This is a genomic window from Streptomyces sp. NPDC097129 (genome assembly GCF_055668065.1).
The window spans coordinates 137,602-155,021 of the sequence record NZ_JBVOQE010000001.1 but is presented as its reverse complement, the minus strand read 5'-3'; the positions used below and the strand labels follow the sequence as shown (position 1 = coordinate 155,021).

Sequence of the window (17,420 nt, the reverse complement as noted above, 5' to 3'; positions counted from 1 at the left end):
CTGTGGGTCACTGATCGCGACGCTGGGCAGCAAAATGCGGAAGATCACGCGAACGTGACCCTCCGCTCACAGTCTGAGACCTTGGAAACTAAGGAAAAGTGCCCCGGGTGGGACTCGAACCCACACTGTATGGTGTTTGAGACCATCGTCTGCTGCCAATTGGACTACCGGGGCCCATGGAATCGAAGGTTGACCACGACTCCGTGCCCCCTACCTTACCGCAGCTAGGTAGGCTCTTGGGAGCAGTACCAGCCTGCCCCGGAACAAGGAGCGCCCCCGTGACCGCCGAGTCGCCCCAGCCCGCTGACGTGACCGACGACGACAAGTCGCACGTGCCTCCGCTGACGACCCGTGTCGTCATTGCCGAGGACGAGGCCCTGATCCGGCTCGACCTCAAAGAGATGCTGGAGGAGGAGGGCTACTCCGTCGTCGGTGAGGCCGGTGACGGCGAGCAGGCGATCGAGCTGGCCCGCGAGCACCAGCCGGACCTGGTGATCCTGGATGTGAAGATGCCGAAGCTCGACGGCATCTCGGCGGCGGAGAAGATCGCCGAGGAGGGCATCGCGCCGGTGCTGATGCTGACGGCGTTCTCGCAGCGTGACCTGGTGGAGCGGGCGCGGGACGCGGGGGCGATGGCGTACCTGGTGAAGCCGTTCTCCAAGAGTGACGTGGTTCCGGCGATCGAGATGGCTGTTTCGCGGTTCACGGAGTTGAAGACGCTGGAGAAGGAGGTCGCCGACCTCACTCTGCGTCTGGAGACGCGGAAGCTGGTGGACCGGGCGAAGTCGATTCTTCAGACGGAGTACGGGCTGACGGAGCCGGCGGCGTTCCGGTGGATTCAGAAGACGTCGATGGATCGCCGTATGTCGATGCAGCAGGTTGCGGAGGCGGTTATTCAGGACGCGGAGGAGAAGAAGGCGGCGAAGGGCTGAGGCCCTGGAGCAATGTGAGGCCCGCGTCCCGTGGAGAGGGGCGCGGGCCTCTGTCGTATGCGGGCTTCAGTCTTCGCCGAGGTAGGCCTTGCGGACGGATTCGTCGTGGAGGAGGTCGCGTCCGGTGCCGGAGAGGACGATCTTGCCGATTTCCATGACGTGGCCGTGGTCGGCGAGGGAGAGCGCGGCCTGGGCGTTCTGTTCGACGAGCAGGATGGTGGTGCCGGTGGATTTCAGTTCGGCGATGGTGGCCATGATTTTCTGCATCATGATGGGGGAGAGGCCCATGGAGGGTTCGTCCAGCATGAGCAGTTTGGGCTGGGACATGAGGGCGCGGCCCATGGCGAGCATTTGCTGTTCGCCGCCGGAGAGGGTGCCGGCGGCTTGTTTGCGTCGTTCGCCGAGGATGGGGAAGAGGTCGTAGGCGCGCTGGATGTCTTTTTCGATGCCGGGTCGGTCGCTGCGCAGGAAGGCGCCGAGGCGGAGGTTGTCCTCGATGGTCATGCGCGGGAAGATGTGCCGGCCTTCGGGGGAGTGGGCGAGTCCGAGGGAGACGATCTGGTGGGCGGGGACCTTTTTGAGGGATTTTCCGTTGAATTTGATCTGGCCGCCGACGGGCTTGAGGAGTCCTGAGAGGGTGCGCAGGGTGGTCGTTTTGCCGGCGCCGTTGGTGCCGATGAGGGTGACGACTTCGCCTGCTTCGACCGTGAACGAGATGCCTTTGACGGCTTCGATCTTGCCGTAGGCGACGCGGAGGTCTTCGACTTCGAGCAGTGCGGTCATCGGTCGTTCTCCTTGCCGGGCGCGGCGTCTTCCTGCGTCGCCTGGGCTTCGGCGGCTTCGGCTTCTGCGGCTTCGACTTCGGCGGCTTCGGTTGCGCCGGGGTCGCCTTCGAAGGGTTCGCCGAGGTAGGCGGCGATGACGCGTTCGTCGCCCTGGACGGTGGCGCTGTCGCCCTCGATGAGTTTTTCGCCTTGGACGAGGACGGCGACGCGGTCGCAGAGGTTGAAGATGAACCGCATGTCGTGCTCGATGACGAGGACGGCGATGCCTTGGTCGCGGATGGCGAAGACGAGTTCCTCGGTGGTGCGGGTTTCTTGCGGGTTCATGCCGGCGGTGGGCTCGTCGAGGAGGAGCAGGCCGGGTTCGCTGGCGAGTGCTCGCGCGATTTCGAGCTTGCGTTGTTCTCCGTAGGGGAGGTTGCGGGCGAGGTGGTCGGCCTTGTTGGCGAGGCCGACGAACTCGAGGAGTTCCATGGCGCGTTCGCGGGAGGCCTTTTCGGCTTTGTGGAAGCCGGGGCCGCGCAGGACGGCGGACCAGAAGCCTTCTTTGGTGCGGGTGTGGCGGCCGACGAGGACGTTTTCGAGGACCGTCATGTTGGCGAACAGGCGGATGTTCTGGAAGGTGCGGGCGATGCCGGCCGCGGTGACCTTGAAGGATTTGGGCGGCAGGACGTTGCCCTTGTAGCGGACTTCGCCTTCGGTGGGGACGTACAGGCCGGTGAGGCAGTTGAAGAAGGTGGTTTTTCCGGCGCCGTTGGGGCCGATGAGTCCGACGATCTCGCCGCTGCCGACGGTGAGGTCGACGTCGCGTACGGCGGTGAGGCCGCCGAAGCGCATGGTGACGCCGCGTGCGTCGAGGACGGTGTCGCCGCTGGTGATGGTCTGGGTGGTCATCGTGTGTCAGGCCCCTGTCTTGCCGAGGACTGCGGGCGCGTCGGCCTCGTCGTGGAATTCGAGCTGGCGGCGCCGGTTGGCGACGAGGCCTTCGGGGCGGAAGCGCATCAGGAGGATGAGTGCGACGCCGAAGGCGAAGAGCTGGTAGTCGCCGAGGAACTGCAGCTTGTTGGGGATGAGGTAGAGCAGGGAGGCGCCGATGAGGGGGCCGCCGATGGTGCCCATGCCGCCGAGGACGACTGCGGCGAGCAGGAAGGCGCTGTTGGGCGGGATGGGTCCGGCGAACTGGTACTGCTCGGGTGTGACGGTGTAGGTGACGTGGGCTTGGACGGTGCCGGCGAGTCCGGCGAGGGAGGCGCCGACGGCGAAGGCGATGAGTTTGACGCGGAAGCCGTTGATGCCCATGGCGAGGGCGGCGGTTTCGTCTTCGCGGATGGCGACCCAGGCGCGGCCGATGCGGGAGTCGCCGCTGCGTCGGAAGACGAGGACGACGACGGCGGTGATGAGCAGCATCAGCAGGAAGTAGTTGGCGAAGCGGCCGATGGTGAAGCCGGCGATGGTGTGGGGGGCGCCGAGGTCCCAGCCGAGGATGTTCAGGTTGGGGATGGAGGAGATGCCGTTGGAGCCGTTGGTGATGTCGGGTCCGGAGGTGCCGTCGAGGTTGTTGACGGTGATGCGGAAGATTTCTCCGAAGCCGAGGGTGACGATGGCGAGGTAGTCGCCGCGCAGTCGCAGGGTGGGGGCGCCGATGAGGACGCCGAAGACGAGGGAGGCTGCGGCGCCGACGAGCACGGCGGCCCAGAACGGGAAGTGCACGTGCAGCGGCGAGCTGGGGGAGCCGGAGACGAGGGCCGCGGCGTAGGCGCCGACGCCGAGGAAGGCGACGTAGCCGAGGTCGAGGAGGCCGGCGAGGCCGACGACGATGTTCAGGCCGAGGGCGACGGTGGCGAAGATGAGGATGTAGACGCCGAGGGTCGCGTATTGGTCGTCGGTCTGGGTGAAGGGGAAGAGGGCGGCGGTGACGAAGGCGCCGACCATGGTGATGTTCTGGTGTCGTGCGGTGATTTCGGAGGCGTGGGCGACGAGGCCGGCCTTGGTGAGGGCGGCGAAGCCGAGGCCTGCGGTGATGAGGAAGCCGACGAAGAGTTCGTCGTATTCGGTGCCGATGCCGTAGGTGAAGACGATGAGGGCGACGGCGAGGACGGCGACGATGACGAGGATCTCGGCGATGGCGGGGAGCTTGGGCGCGGGTCGTGCGCTGCCGCCGGTGAAGGCGGCTTTGAGGGTGGCGCGGCTGTGTGCGGCGCGGTTCTTGAAGTGTTCCCAGCCGTTGTCGTCGGGGTCGATGGGGTCGGGTTCGGGCCGCTGGAAGGGCAGCGCGAGGGTGCCGAGGAGGGTGAGGAGGCTGGTGACGGCGACGATGTAGCCGCCGGGTTCGAGGTTGACGACGCCGTGGAGTTCGACGCTGATGGAGATGACGGTGTACCAGGCGGTGGCGAAGGTGGCGAGGGCGGCGAACTTCAGGGCGGCGTCGGCGCCGGCGGGGACGAGCCAGCGCAGCTGTTTGACGTCGTAGGAGGCGAGGGCGAGGACGGTGGTGAGGATGGCGCCGATGAGGACGAGGACTTGGAGGCCGCCCGGGTAGCCGTAGACGGTGAGGTCGCCGGGGAATTGCTTGGTCCAGGTCCAGGCGAGGAAGGTGGCGGCGATGGTGAGGACGGCGCCGGCGGTGGCGAGGGCGCGGCCGAGGGTGGCGGGGATGCCGATGAGGCCGGTGGGGGTGCCGGCGGTGGGGGTGCTGGGGGTTTCGGGTGCGGTGGTCTGTGTGGTCATCGGTGTCACGCCCTGTCCGCGACGCGCTCGCCGAGCAGGCCTTGGGGCCTGAGCAGCAGAACAAGGATGAGGAGTACAAAGGCCCAGACGTCGGCCCAGGACTGGCTGCCGAACTTGTCCATGCCGGGGAGGTCGGAGATGTAGGCGGCGGCGAGGGTTTCGGCGACGCCGAGGACGATGCCGCCGATCATGGCGCCGTAGATGTTGCCGATGCCGCCGAGGACGGCTGCGGTGAAGGCCTTGAGGCCGAGGATGAAGCCCATTTTGAAGTCGATCTGGCCGTATTTGAGGCCGTTGGCGACTCCGGCGACGGCGGCGAAGGTGGCTCCGAGGGCGAACGCGATCACGATGATGCGGTCGGTGTTGATGCCCATGAGTTTGGCGGTGTCGGGGTCTTGGGCGGTGGCCTGCATGCCGCGGCCGGTGCGGGTCTTCATGACGAAGTAGGCGAGGACGGCCATGCTGAGGGGGGCGGCGATGAGCAGGAAGATGTCGCCGGTCTGGATGGTGACGCTGCCGATGTGGAAGGGGCCGCCGTCGATCTGTGGGAAGGTGCGCGCGGATTTGGCCTCGGGGTACCAGGCCCAGACGGCTTGCTGCAGCGCGAGGGAGAGGCCGATGGCGGTGATGAGGGGTGCCAGTCGGGGTGCGGTGCGCAGGGGCCGGTAGGCGAATCGTTCCGCTGCGACGGCGACGAGGACGGCGACGACGATGCCGCCGATGAGCATGAGGGGGAGGGCTATCCACATGCTGGTGCCGTCGGGCAGGACGTAGGCGTAGACCGTGAGGGCGCCGAAGGCCCCGGTCATGAAGATCTCGCCGTGGGCGAAGTTGATGAGCTGGACGATGCCGTAGACCATCGTGTAGCCAATGGCGACCAGCCCGTACATGGATCCCAGTAGCAGGCCGTTGACCAGCTGCTGCGGCAGTTCGTTCACCGCATGTCCTCCGAGACGTTCGGATGTTCGACGGATGTGCCGGATGTCCGGATGTGGGTCCGCGCGGGGCGCCAGTGGAACAGCGCCCCGCGCGGCTCTTGGGTGGTGCGGGAGGTGTGGGTCAGCGGCCGTTGTAGGTGCCGGACTCCACGGTCTTCCAGGTCCCGTTCTCGACGGCGTAGACGGTGAGCTGCTTGTTGGTCGTGTCGCCGTACTGGTCGAAGGAGACCTTGCCGGTCACTCCGTCGAAGGAGACGTTCTGCATGGCCTCCGCGATCTTGGCGCGGGCGTCGGAGGGCAGCTTGCCGTTGTTGTCGGCGACGACCTTCTTGACGGCCTCGATGATGGCCTGGGCGGAGTCGTAGGCGTAGCCGCCGTACGCGCCGTAGGCCTCCTTGTAGCCGCCCGCCTTGTAGTTGTCGAGGAACTGCTTGGCGGAGGGGAGTTCGTCGAGGGGGGCGCCGACGGAGGTGGCGAGGTCGCCGTTGCTGGCGGCGCCGGCGAGCTTGACGTAGGTGGGGTCGTAGATGGCGTCGCCGCCGACGACCGGGACCTTGGCGCCGGCGGCCTTGATCTGCTTGCTGAGCGGGCCGGCCTGCGGGTATTCGCCGCCGTAGTAGACGACGTCGGCGCCGGAGTTCTTCACCTTGGTGGCGACGGCGGAGAAGTCCTTGGCGTCGGGGTTGATGTGCTCGGTGCCCGCGACGGTGCCGCCGAGCTTCTTGAACTCGTCGGTGAAGGTGGCGGCGAGGCCGGCGCCGTAGGTCTTCTTGTCGTCGATGACGAAGACCTTCTTCTTCTTGGCCTTGTTGAAGACGTACTGGGCGGCGAAGGGGCCCTGCACGGCGTCCGTGGTGGAGGTGCGGAAGTACGACTTGTACGTGCGCGCCTTGCTGGTCTGCCAGTTGGTGCCCTGGGAGAGGGAGGGGTTGGTGTTGGCGGGGGAGACCTCGACCAGCTTGGCGTCGTCGAAGACCTTCTGCATCGACTCGGCGACGGAGGAGTTCAGCGGGCCGACGACGCCGAGGACGTCCTTGTTGGCGACGAGTTTGGTGGCGTTCTGCTGGCCGGAGGAGGGCTGGGCCTGGTCGTCCAGGGCCTGCGTCTCGAACGTGATGCCGTCGACGGTCTTGTTCTTGTTGGCCTGCTTGACGGCGAGGTCGACGGAGTTCTTGATGCCGAGACCGATCGCGGAGAGGTCGCCCGTGAGGGGGGCGTCGACGCCGATGACGACCTTGGTGCCGCCGCCGTTTCCGGAGTCGGAGCCGCCGTCGCCGCCACGGGAGCCGCAAGCGGTGAGGGTGAGTGCTCCCGCCGCCAGTGAGGCGGTGATGGCGATGAGCGAACGTTGACGCACGATCAGTCCTTTCCCCTGGCACAGCCGAATCCCCGTGGAAACGGCTGAGTCGAGCGCTGGGCCGAAGTGACAATCCGACGGCGCGGTGACTGGCCGTGACTCTAGGCGTGTGTGGACAACGTGGAGGAGAGTCTGTCCCATGCTGTGACGCTCTTGTTATGACACGACGTAATGCACAGCGGTACTGAGTGGGGGGAACAGCGGAATTCGGGCCGATTCGCCCCGTCCGGATTCTGAGAACCCGCAGGACTCGACGGGGCGCGTTCAGGCGTCTCGGCGTTTTTGCTGATTACCGGGAATCGTTGCCATGGGCCACGGGCGGGGCCGGGCCGGGGTGGGACGCTGAAGATGATCAAGAGGAATGAGTGATCGTTTATTGCGCTCGCATTACGCACGGTTACGGATCAGGAAAAGGAATCGTGGGTTCCTCGCCAGATTTCCGCATTGGGCCGTGCAGGGGTGATCGTGATCTTGCGCGGGGGAAGCGGCTTCTTTGTCCGTGATGCGCCCACAAAAGGGGAAGCCGCCCGTCCGGGGCGGACGGGCGGCTCGCGCCGGGCCGGGGGCTCGCGTAGGGCGGGGGCGGGCCTCGCGTATTGCGGCGGGCGGGCCTCGCGTGGGGCGGGGGGCGGTCAGTCGGTCCGGCGTGCGGAGGTTTCGTTGCCGCCCGGCCTGGCGTCGCGCAGCAGGCAGGTCAGTCGCGCACTGCACACACGCCGCCCCTGCTCGTCCGAGATGACGATCTCGTACGTCGCCGTCGAGCGGCCCCGGTGGACGGGTGTCGCCACGCCGGTGACCAGGCCGGAGCTCACCCCGCGGTGGTGGGTGCAGTTGAGGTCGACACCGACGGCGATCTTGGTGCTGCCGCCGTGCAGCATCGAGCCGACCGAGCCCAGCGTCTCCGCGAGCACCGCGGACGCGCCGCCGTGCAGCAGGCCGTAGGGCTGGGTGTTGCCCTCCACCGGCATGGTGCCGACCACCCGCTCGGCCGAGGCCTCCAGGACCTGTACGCCCATGCGCGTCCCGAGGTGGCCCGCGGAGAAGAGGGCCGGCAGGTCGATGCCGAGTGCCGCGTACTCGTCGAGGACCTCCTGCGGGAACTTCACCTGCTGCTGCTCGCCCATGGGCCCTGCTCCGTTCGTGGTCGTGACACGTCCTTGCCGGCTCAGGCGGACACCTGAGCCCTGCTGACTTAAGCGAACGCTCAGTCGGTGGCCGATTGTTCCAGACGCACCACGACGGACTTGCTGGCCGGGGTGTTGCTGGTGTCCGCGGTGGCGTCCAGCGGCACCAGGACGTTCGTCTCCGGGTAGTAGGCGGCCGCGCAGCCCCGCGCGGTCGGGTAGTGCACCACCCGGAAGCCGGGCGCCCGCCGCTCCACCCCGTCCCGCCACTCGCTGACCAGGTCGACGTAGGAGCCGTCGGCGATGCCGAGGGCGCCGGCGTCGCCGGGGTTGACCAGCACCACCCGGCGGCCGTCCCGGATGCCCCGGTAGCGGTCGTCGAGGCCGTAGATCGTGGTGTTGTACTGGTCGTGCGAGCGCAGCGTCTGCAGCAGCAGCCGGCCCTCGGGCAGCTTCGGGAACTCCACCGGCGCCGCGGTGAAGTTGGCCTTGCCGGTGGCCGTCGGGAAGCGGCGCTCGTCGCGCGGGGCGTGCGGCAGCGCGAAGCCGGCAGGGCGGGCCACGCGCGCGTTGAAGTCCTCGAAGCCGGGGATCACGCGGGCGATGCGGTCGCGGATCGTCGCGTAGTCCTTCTCGAACTCCTCCCAGGGCGTGACCGTCCGCTCCCCGAGCACCCGGCGGGCCAGACGGCACACGATGGCCGGTTCGGACAGCAGGTGCCGGCTCGCCGGCTCCAGGCGGCCGCGGGAGGCGTGCACCATGCCCATGGAGTCCTCGACGGTGACGAACTGCTCCCCGCCTGCCTGCACATCCCGCTCGGTGCGGCCGAGCGTCGGCAGGATCAGCGCCCGCGCGCCCGTCACCACGTGCGAGCGGTTCAGCTTCGTCGACACGTGCACGGTCAGGCGGGCGCGCCGCATGGCCGCCTCGGTGACCTCCGTGTCGGGGGAGGCGGAGACGAAGTTGCCGCCCATCGCGAAGAACACCTTCGCCTCGCCGTCGCGCAGCGCGCGGATGGCCCGGACGACGTCGTAGCCGTGCTCGCGTGGGGGAGCGAAGCCGAACTCCTTCTCCAGCGCGTCCAGGAAGGCGGGCGCCGGGCGTTCGAAGATGCCCATGGTGCGGTCGCCCTGCACGTTGGAGTGGCCGCGCACGGGGCACACGCCCGCGCCGGGACGGCCGATGTTGCCGCGCAGCAGCAGGAAGTTGACGACTTCCCTGATCGTCGGCACGGAGTGCTTGTGCTGGGTGAGGCCCATCGCCCAGCACACGATGGTGCGCTGTGAGGCGAGCACCATGGCGAGGGCCCGCTCGATGTCCTCGCGGGTCAGGCCGGTCGCGGTGAGCGTCTCGTCCCAGTCGGCGGCGCGGGCGGCCTGTGCGAACTCCTCGTAGCCGTGGGTGTGTTCGCGGACGAACGCCTCGTCCACCGCGCCCTCGGTCTCGAGGATCAGCTTGTTGAGGAGGCGGAAGAGGGCCTGGTCGCCGCCGAGGCGGATCTGCAGGAACAGGTCGGTGAGCGCGGTGCCCGCGGCGAGGCCCCTGGGGGTCTGCGGGTTGTGGAACTTCTCCAGGCCGGCCTCGGGCAGCGGGTTCACGCTGATGATCTTCGCGCCGTTCGCCTTGGCCTTCTCCAGCGCGGAGAGCATGCGCGGATGGTTCGTGCCCGGGTTCTGCCCGGCGACGATGATCAGGTCGGCCTGGTACAGGTCTTCCAGCAGGACGCTGCCCTTGCCGACGCCCAGCGTCTCGACGAGGGCCGAGCCGGAGGACTCGTGGCACATGTTGGAGCAGTCCGGCAGGTTGTTCGTGCCGAGTTCGCGGGCGAAGAGCTGGTAGAGGAACGCGGCCTCGTTGCTGGTACGGCCCGAGGTGTAGAAGACGGCCTCGTCGGGAGAGCCGAGCGCGGCGATCTCCTCGGCGACGATGTCGAAGGCGCGCTCCCAGGTGACCGGCTCGTAGTGGTCGGCGCCCTCGGGCAGATACACGGGGTGGGTGAGGCGGCCCTGCTGACCCAGCCAGTACCCGCTGCGGGTCGCCAGGTCGGAGACGGGGTGCGCGGCGAAGAACTCGGGGGTGACCCGGCGCAGCGTGGCCTCCTCGGCGACCGCCTTGGCGCCGTTCTCGCAGAACTCCGCCTTGTGCCGGTGCTCGGGTTCGGGCCAGGCGCAGCCCGGGCAGTCGAAGCCGTCCTTCTGATTCACGTTCAGCAGCGTCAGCATGGTGCGCTTCACGCCCATCTGCTGCTGGGCGACGCGCAGCGTGTGCGCGATGGCCGGCAGCCCCGCCGCCGCGTGCTTGCGCTCCACGACCTGCGGCGCGTCCTGGACAGGGTCGGCCTTCGGCGGCTTCGTCGCCATCGCGCACTCTCCTTCGGGTACACGTCGGTGGTACGACCCCAGATCCTCGCACGGCCCACTGACACCGATCAGCCCCCTGGGCGGGGGGCGGAGGAGCGGGCGGCGGCCTCGGTTGCGCGATGCTCCGCCGCGGCCCGACGACAGCCGCAGGTCGCCCCCACCGCCTCGCCACTGCGCCCGCTGTGGGCGTGTGCTCGGGTCTGGGCTTGTGGCCTGCTGTTCGCGTGCGCTCGGGTCTGTGCTTGTGGCCGGCTGTTCGCGTGTGCTCGGGCCTGTGCCTGTTGCCCTCCTTCGCCTGGGCTCCGGCCCGCGCGCGTTGCCCTCGTTCGCCTGGGCTGAGGCCTGCGCCCGTTGCCCGCCGCGCGTCGCGCCTCGACGGCCGGCCGCCCCCGACTCGTCTCGATGGCCGGTCCCCCCGCCGCGGCTCGACCGCCGGTCGCCCCCCCCCGTCGCCCCCCGACTCGCCTCGACGGCCCGTCGCCGCCCGTCTCGTCCCGCCCCCCCGCCTGGCACCGCAGCGCGTCGCTAGCCGCCTGCCCTCCCTCCCTGTACGGCCCCGCTCCTGTGCCGCCCCTCACATTGCGCCCCGGCGGCGATCACCCGTCGCCGCGAGGTCGGCGGGCGGGGCGCCGAACCCGGCGACGGCGGAGAGGGCCGGGAACGACGGGCCGGGCCGGTCGAGGGCCGCGGCGGTGCACCCGGGGACGGCGGCCCGGCGGCGCTGGAGGTGGCCGCCCTCTACAGCCGGCGGCAGCCACCCGGTGGCGGCTCGGTGTCAGTGGGGCGTGGCAGGATCGGGGGCGTGGCAGAGACAGCAGCGAAGAAGACCGACAGCACCCCCGGCGGCAGCCGCCCGCGCCTGATGCTCATGGACGGGCACTCCCTGGCCTACCGCGCGTTCTTCGCGCTGCCCGCGGAGAACTTCACCACCGCGACCGGCCAGCCGACGAACGCGATCTACGGCTTCGCGTCGATGCTGGCGAACACGCTCCGCGACGAGGCGCCCACGCACTTCGCGGTCGCCTTCGACGTCTCCCGCAAGACGTGGCGTTCGCAGGAGTTCACGGAGTACAAGGCGAACCGTTCCAAGACCCCGGACGAGTTCAAGGGCCAGGTCGAGCTGATCGGTGAGCTGCTCGACGCGATGCACGTGTCCCGCTTCGCCGTCGACGGCTTCGAGGCGGACGACATCATCGCCACGCTCGCCACTCAGGCGGCCGACCAGGGCTTCGAGGTGCTGATCGTCACCGGCGACCGCGACTCCTTCCAGCTGGTCAGCGACCACGTCACGGTGCTGTATCCGACGAAGGGCGTCTCGGAGCTGACCCGGTTCACCCCGGAGAAGGTTTTCGAGAAGTACGGATTGACGCCGGCCCAGTACCCCGACTTCGCGGCGCTGCGCGGCGACCCGTCGGACAACCTTCCCGGCATCCCCGGCGTCGGCGAGAAGACCGCCGCGAAGTGGATCAACCAGTTCGGTTCGTTCGCGGAGCTGGTCGAGCGGGTCGAGGAGGTCAAGGGCAAGGCGGGGCAGAACCTCCGCGACCACCTGGAGGCCGTCAAGCTCAACCGCCGGCTCACCGAGCTGGAGCGGCAGGTGCCGCTGGAGAAGGCGGTCGCCGACCTGGAGCGCCCGGCCTACGACCGCAAGGCCGTCGCGATGATCCTGGACACGCTGGAGATCCGTAACCCGTCGCTGCGTGAGCGTCTGCTCGCCGTCGACCCCGGCGCGGCGGAGGCCGAGACGACCCCGGTCATCGCCGACGGCGTCGAGCTGGACGGCACCGTGCTGGGCAGCGGCGAGCTGACGGGCTGGCTCGCCGAGCACGGCGGCGAGCCGCTCGGCGTCGCCGCCGTCGACACGTGGGCGCTGGGCGCCGGCTCCGTCGCCGAGATCGCGCTGGCCACCGCCGGCGGTCCGGCCGCGTGGTTCGATCCCTCCGAGCTCGACGAGGCCGACGAGAACGCCTTCGCGGCGTGGCTCGCCGACGCCGGGCGGCCGAAGGTGTTCCACGACGTCAAGCGCGCCATGCGGGTCTTCGCCGAGCACGGCTGGAGCATCGCCGGTGTCTCCATGGACACCGCGCTCGCCGCGTATCTGGTCAAGCCGGGCCGCCGCTCCTTCGACCTGGACGCGCTGTCGACGGAGTACCTGCACCGCGAGCTGGCGCCCGCCGCCGCGGCCGACGGCCAGTTGGCCTTCGGCGCGGACGACGGCGCCGAGGCCGAGGCGCTGATGATCCAGGCCCGCGCCGTCCTCGACCTGGGGCAGGCCTTCGGCGGCAAGCTCGAGGAGGTCGGCGCCGCGGACCTGCTGCGTGACATGGAGCTGCCCACCTCCGCGCTGCTGGCGCGCATGGAGCGGCACGGCATCGCCGCCGACCGCGCGCACCTGGAGGCCATGGAGCAGATGTTCGCGGGCGCTGTGCAGCAGGCGGTGAAGGAGGCGCACGCGGCGGCCGGGCACGAGTTCAACCTCGGCTCGCCCAAGCAGCTCCAGGAGGTCCTCTTCGGCGAGCTGGGCCTGCCGAAGACGAAGAAGACCAAGACCGGCTACACCACGGACGCCGACGCCCTGGCCTGGCTCGCCGGCCAGACGGACAACGAGCTGCCGGTGATCATGCTGCGCCACCGTGAGCAGGCCAAGCTGCGTGTCACGGTCGAGGGCCTGATCAAGACGATCGCCTCGGACGGCCGGATCCACACCACGTTCAACCAGACGGTCGCGGCGACCGGCCGGCTGTCCTCCACGGACCCGAACCTGCAGAACATCCCGGTCCGCACCGACGAGGGCCGCGCGATCCGCCGTGGTTTCGTCGTCGGTGAGGGCTATGAGTCGCTGATGACCGCGGACTACAGCCAGATCGAGCTGCGCGTGATGGCCCACCTGTCGGAGGACGCGGGCCTGATCGAGGCCTTCACCTCCGGCGAGGACCTGCACACGACCGCCGCCTCCCAGGTCTTCGCGGTGGAGCACACCGCCGTGGACGCCGAGATGCGCCGCAAGATCAAGGCGATGTCCTACGGCCTGGCGTACGGCCTGTCGGCGTTCGGCCTGTCCCAGCAGCTGAACATCGACGCCGCCGAGGCGCGCACGCTGATGGACGCCTACTTCGACCGCTTCGGCGGCGTGCGGGACTATCTGCGCCGGGTCGTCGACGAGGCGCGGGCGACGGGCTACACGGCGACGCTGTTCGGCCGCCGCCGCTACCTGCCCGACCTCAACAGCGACAACCGCCAGCGTCGTGAGGCGGCCGAGCGGATGGCGCTGAACGCGCCCATCCAGGGCACGGCGGCCGACATCGTGAAGATCGCGATGCTGAACGTGGACCGGGCGCTGCGCGAGGCGAACCTGACCTCCCGCATGCTGCTCCAGGTCCACGACGAAATCGTCCTGGAGATCGCCCCCGGCGAGCGCGAGCAGGCGGAGGAGCTGGTCCGGCGCGAGATGGCGGCCGCGGTCCAGCTCCGCGTCCCCCTGGGCGTCTCGGTCGGCGTCGGCCCGGACTGGGAGTCGGCAGCGCACTAGCCCGCCGGTGGCCGCCGGTGGCCGCCGGTGGCAGGGCCGGGGGAGCGGCGAGCGGCGTGAGCCGCTGGTCCGACCTCCCCCGGGCCGACCTCCCCGGTCACTCCCTCTTTCCAGGCACCGGTGCCATTCCAGTTTCCAGGCGCCGGTGCCATATGAGCTGCAGGGGTCATTTCCTACCCGCAGGGGCGCGGGGGGCGCCGTCGGAAGTACGGTTCCGCCGTTCCGCAACCCCGGCCGGTCCCCGCAGGGACCGTCACTCGGCTGGCCCCCGCAGAAACGCGGCCCCCGGTGCCCTGCCGCCAGGATGCGGGCATGGGTATACGCATGCTCCACCGCCGCACGGCACGAGCTCAGGCCCAGCACCAGGCACCGGCCCGAGCCGACGCCACGGCGGATCTCTCCGCGCCGCACCCGGCCCTTCCGCCCTTCGCGGCGGACGCCAGTACCGGCCGCGTCCCCACCACCCGCGCCGAGGCCCTGCGCCACGGCACCGCAGCCCTCGTCCGTCGCCTCACCCGCCGGGGCGCGCCGACCGAGGCCGACGACAGCGCCGTAACGGAAGCGCCCGGTGAGGCCTCCCGCCGGCGGCTGTGGACCGAGCTGGCTCTGAGCTACCTGGCGCTGCTGCTCAGCAGACTGCCGCGCCCGTCCCGCCCCGCCCGCCGCTTCACGGTGTTCGTGGTGTCGCTGCCTCCGGCCCCCACGGTCACCGCACCGGACGGATCTCCTCGACGCCGCCGCTGACCTCGCCCGCACCGACGGTGACCGGCCGCCGCGCCCGCGCCCCGGCGGCGTACGCCAGCAGGCCGAGGAGCAGGCCGGCGCCGGAGCCGAAACACACCGTCGGGATCAGCTCCCACGGCTTGGCGGTGGCCCCCCGGTAGGCCCACCACCGCGTGGCCCGCTGGACCGCGCCCGCCAGCGCGCAGCCGCCGAGCAGCGCGGTGATCACCAGCGCGGCCACCGCCGAGCCGCCGTACTGCAGGTACCAGTACAGCGGTGCGCCTGCCAGTCGGCGCCCCAGGACGGGAACACGCGCATCCCCCACCGGTCCAGGTGCGTGAATGCGTCCCACACCACGTGCGTCAGCGCTCCGACCGCCGCCGAGGCGTACCACCACAGGACCACGGCGGGCTGCACGCGCGCGCGTGGCGCCCCGCAGCGCAGCAGCGCCGCCCACCGGCCCTGCCGGGCCCGCGGCAGCAGCGCCACCAGTGGCTCACGCACCAGCAGCCAGGCGATGAGCGCGTCGACGGTGGCGACCCCTGGCGACCCCTGGGAAGGGGTGCGTGACGTCGCCGAACTCCATCGCACCGGGCACGACACTCGCCGCGTAATAGGTCATGTCGGGCGAGAAGGAACCCGCCACCAGGACGGCCGGCACGAGCCGCTCCCGGCCGGAGCCGTCGGTGCGCACGGCGGGCAGCACGGCGGCCGCGTGGCTCAGCGTGAACGGCAATGAGGGCCCCCCTGAGTCGTGTTGACCGGGCGCGACCGGTGGGTGATCAGCGGCGTCCAGTATGCGGTGCGGCACAAGTCCTCGAACGGCACATGGCCAACCGGTAAAAATCGGGCACGAACAGGTGCCCGAGGAAAGGAAGTTGTCGTAGGGTCACGGGGATGCCGCGCCGGACAGACCAATTGCCCCAGGAGGGGCAACCGGAGCGGTGGTTCGGTCGTCACACCAAGGCGAGTACGCCACACCGGGCACGACACGACGGAACGGCACAACAGCAGAACGGACGCCCGAGCGTCCACGGGAGGGGTTCACCACATGGCGGCGCAATTCGGCAGCAGGCTGCGCAAGGGAGCGTTCACCACCGCCGTGGCCGCTGCGGCGGTCGCGGCGCTCTCCGCTTCCCAGGCTCCCGGCGTCACGGTCGACGACCAGGGCAGACAGTCCGCCGCCGGAACCGCGCCCACCCCCGAGGTGCAGGCGGACGACACCGGCACCGCCACGGGCAACTCGCGGTACTACACTGACCTGCCGCCGCTCAACAGCCCCAACCCGGCGCCGACCACCGGCCCCGTCCCGCCGGCGGCCACGGGCACGGGCACGACCGAGTCCGGCATCCCCGCGACCGTCCTCGACGCCTACCAGAAGGCGGCGGCCGAGCTGCGCACCTCCAAGCCCGGCTGCAACCTGCCCTGGGAACTGCTGGCCGCCATCGGCAAGGTCGAGTCGGGCCAGGCCCGTGGCGGCCGCGTCGACGCGAACGGCACGACGATCGGCAAGATCCTCGGCCCCGCCCTGAACGGCAACGGCTTCGCGCTCATCAAGGACACCGACCACGGCGCGTACGACGGCGACACCACCGTCGACCGGGCCGTGGGGCCCATGCAGTTCATCCCGTCCACCTGGGCGTGGGCCGGCCGCGACGGCAACGGCGACGGCCTCAAGGACCCCAACAACGTCTACGACGCCGCCCTCGCCGCAGGCCACTACCTGTGCCGCAACGGCTGGGACCTGTCCACCCAGCAGGACATGAACAGCGCGATCCTCAGCTACAACAACTCACAGGACTACCTGAACACGGTCCTGACGTGGCTGGAGTACTACCGCAAGGGCACCCACCAGATCCCGGACGGCACGGGCGCCCTGCCCTCGCACCCCAGCGACACCGGCACCTCCCGCCCGAACCCGCGTCCGACGACGACGCCCCCCGCGCCGCACCCGTCGCCCGGGACGCCCACACCCGGCGGCACCACGCCGCCGAAGCCGGGCAAGCCGACCACGCCGACCACGCCCGGCAAGCCCACCACCCCCGGCACCCCCACCCCGAAGCCAACCCCCACCGACACGGTGGACCACCTGGAGCGGACGAACGCCGCCAAGCCCACCGCGATGGCCGGCGACGCCTTCACCCAGCGGATCGGCGCCCGCGCCGAGACCAAGGCCGGCAAGACCGTCGCCAAGGTGCGCGTCCGCTTCACCATCGACGGTGCCACCGACACCGCCTTCGCCGGCGGCGAGAAGGTCGCCACCGTCCTCACCGACGGCTCCGGCGTCGCCCTCGCCCCCGCCCTCCAGGCGGGCGAGAAGACCGGCGACTTCACGGTCCACGCGGCCGTCGTTGGCCGGATGGTCCCCGCGCTCGCCTACACCGCCGCCGTGACCGAGCGCGCCGCCGACACCCTCGCCCGCACCGGCGACACCAAGTTGACCTGCGTCGCGGGCGGCACGTTCGCCGACCAGGTCGAGGTCAAGGCCACCTACAAGGGCGCGGCCGCCGGCAAGGTCGCCACCACCGCCACCCTGATCAAGTCGGGCGACGACCCGTCCGAGAACGACAAGGGCCCCTACTTCAAGGACGCCGACGGCAAGACCGTCCGCACCCTGAAGGGCCTGCAGACCGACGGGAACGGCCTGCTGGCGCTGCCGAAGCTGTACGCGGACGACACCACCGGTACGTTCCTGCTGCGCATCACCACTGCGGGCGGGGCGACGCTGACCGTCGAACTCACCGTGACAGCACCCGAGACGACCGGCACTCCGTCCCCGTCCCCCTCGGGCGGCTCCTCCTCCTCGCCGTCGCCGTCGCCCTCCCCGTCGGCGAGCCCGAGCGCCTGATTCGTCCCGCTGCGCGCGGCGCCCCTCCTCGCGAGGCGCGCCGCGCGTTCACGCGTACGATCCGCTCTCCTGCTCGTCCCGCGCACGAGCCGCTCACGAT

The 17,420-nt window shown here is 70.2% G+C and carries 11 protein-coding genes, 1 tRNA gene and 1 pseudogene; 4 read left to right on the top strand and 9 right to left on the bottom strand.

The features are described 5' to 3' along the window. Positions 1–99 precede the first annotated feature (99 nt). A tRNA-Leu gene (locus tag AC0B9F_RS00730) sits at positions 100–174 on the bottom strand. A gap of 104 nt (positions 175–278) precedes the next feature. Here AC0B9F_RS00730 and AC0B9F_RS00725 point away from each other — a divergent pair. Next, positions 279–932 carry an ANTAR domain-containing response regulator gene (locus AC0B9F_RS00725; RefSeq protein WP_361635311.1) on the top strand — a complete coding sequence of 218 codons (654 nt, stop codon included), beginning with the start codon at positions 279–281 and terminating at the stop codon, positions 930–932. A 66-nt stretch (positions 933–998) separates the two neighbouring features. Here the strand turns inward: AC0B9F_RS00725 and AC0B9F_RS00720 are convergent, their stop codons facing one another. From AC0B9F_RS00720 to AC0B9F_RS00690, 7 genes are all read right to left on the bottom strand, one after another. Beyond that, positions 999–1,715 carry an ABC transporter ATP-binding protein gene (locus tag AC0B9F_RS00720; RefSeq protein ID WP_471998024.1) on the bottom strand — a complete coding sequence of 239 codons (717 nt, stop codon included), beginning with the start codon at positions 1,713–1,715 and terminating at the stop codon, positions 999–1,001. Further along, a complete protein-coding gene (locus AC0B9F_RS00715; RefSeq protein ID WP_471998023.1) occupies positions 1,712–2,608 on the bottom strand; it encodes an ABC transporter ATP-binding protein in 897 nt (298 codons plus the stop codon). Before AC0B9F_RS00715 ends, AC0B9F_RS00720 begins: the two co-directional genes overlap by 4 nt. A gap of 6 nt (positions 2,609–2,614) precedes the next feature. Next, positions 2,615–4,441, bottom strand: a complete 1,827-nt coding sequence (locus AC0B9F_RS00710) for a branched-chain amino acid ABC transporter permease (protein ID WP_471998022.1) — start codon at positions 4,439–4,441, stop codon at positions 2,615–2,617. Positions 4,442–4,446: 5 nt separating this feature from the next. Continuing rightward, a complete protein-coding gene (locus tag AC0B9F_RS00705) occupies positions 4,447–5,379 on the bottom strand; it encodes a branched-chain amino acid ABC transporter permease (RefSeq protein WP_471998021.1) in 933 nt (310 codons plus the stop codon). Between the two features lie 121 nt (positions 5,380–5,500). After that, a complete protein-coding gene (locus tag AC0B9F_RS00700) occupies positions 5,501–6,736 on the bottom strand; it encodes a branched-chain amino acid ABC transporter substrate-binding protein (RefSeq protein WP_471998020.1) in 1,236 nt (411 codons plus the stop codon). A 632-nt stretch (positions 6,737–7,368) separates the two neighbouring features. Then, positions 7,369–7,860 (bottom strand): hotdog fold thioesterase, encoded by a 492-nt coding sequence (locus AC0B9F_RS00695; protein ID WP_471998018.1) that lies wholly within the window; start codon positions 7,858–7,860, stop codon positions 7,369–7,371. Positions 7,861–7,940: 80 nt separating this feature from the next. Then, on the bottom strand, positions 7,941–10,220 hold the full coding sequence (locus AC0B9F_RS00690; protein WP_471998016.1) for an FdhF/YdeP family oxidoreductase: 2,280 nt from the start codon (positions 10,218–10,220) through the stop codon (positions 7,941–7,943). A gap of 802 nt (positions 10,221–11,022) precedes the next feature. Between AC0B9F_RS00690 and polA the strand changes: the two genes are divergently transcribed. Both polA and AC0B9F_RS00680 read left to right on the top strand, forming a co-directional pair. Further along, a complete protein-coding gene (polA, locus tag AC0B9F_RS00685; RefSeq protein ID WP_471998015.1) occupies positions 11,023–13,749 on the top strand; it encodes a DNA polymerase I in 2,727 nt (908 codons plus the stop codon). A gap of 312 nt (positions 13,750–14,061) precedes the next feature. After that, the gene (locus AC0B9F_RS00680; RefSeq protein WP_471998014.1) at positions 14,062–14,493 is read left to right on the top strand and encodes a hypothetical protein; all 432 of its coding nucleotides are present in this window, start codon (positions 14,062–14,064) and stop codon (positions 14,491–14,493) included. Here the strand turns inward: AC0B9F_RS00680 and AC0B9F_RS00675 are convergent. Continuing rightward, positions 14,456–15,208: pseudogene (locus tag AC0B9F_RS00675) on the bottom strand (DUF4184 family protein). The gene AC0B9F_RS00680 and the pseudogene AC0B9F_RS00675 sit on opposite strands and share 38 nt — an antisense overlap. A gap of 315 nt (positions 15,209–15,523) precedes the next feature. On the opposite strand from AC0B9F_RS00675, the gene AC0B9F_RS00670 reads away from it, so the two are divergent. Further along, positions 15,524–17,320 carry a lytic transglycosylase domain-containing protein gene (locus tag AC0B9F_RS00670; protein ID WP_471998012.1) on the top strand — a complete coding sequence of 599 codons (1,797 nt, stop codon included), beginning with the start codon at positions 15,524–15,526 and terminating at the stop codon, positions 17,318–17,320. The last annotated feature ends 100 nt before the right edge of the window (positions 17,321–17,420 follow it).

Bases quoted from the DNA above. Each gene is read 5' to 3' on its own strand.
- AC0B9F_RS00720 (WP_471998024.1), bottom strand. From the start codon at position 1,715: ATGACCGCACTGCTCGAAGTCGAAGACCTCCGCGTCGCCTACGGCAAG.
- AC0B9F_RS00715 (WP_471998023.1), bottom strand. From the start codon at position 2,608: ATGACCACCCAGACCATCACCAGCGGCGACACCGTCCTCGACGCACGC.
- AC0B9F_RS00710 (WP_471998022.1), bottom strand. From the start codon at position 4,441: ATGACCACACAGACCACCGCACCCGAAACCCCCAGCACCCCCACCGCC.
- AC0B9F_RS00695 (WP_471998018.1), bottom strand. From the start codon at position 7,860: ATGGGCGAGCAGCAGCAGGTGAAGTTCCCGCAGGAGGTCCTCGACGAG.
- AC0B9F_RS00690 (WP_471998016.1), bottom strand. From the start codon at position 10,220: ATGGCGACGAAGCCGCCGAAGGCCGACCCTGTCCAGGACGCGCCGCAG.
- AC0B9F_RS00680 (WP_471998014.1), top strand. From the start codon at position 14,062: ATGGGTATACGCATGCTCCACCGCCGCACGGCACGAGCTCAGGCCCAG.
- AC0B9F_RS00670 (WP_471998012.1), top strand. From the start codon at position 15,524: ATGGCGGCGCAATTCGGCAGCAGGCTGCGCAAGGGAGCGTTCACCACC.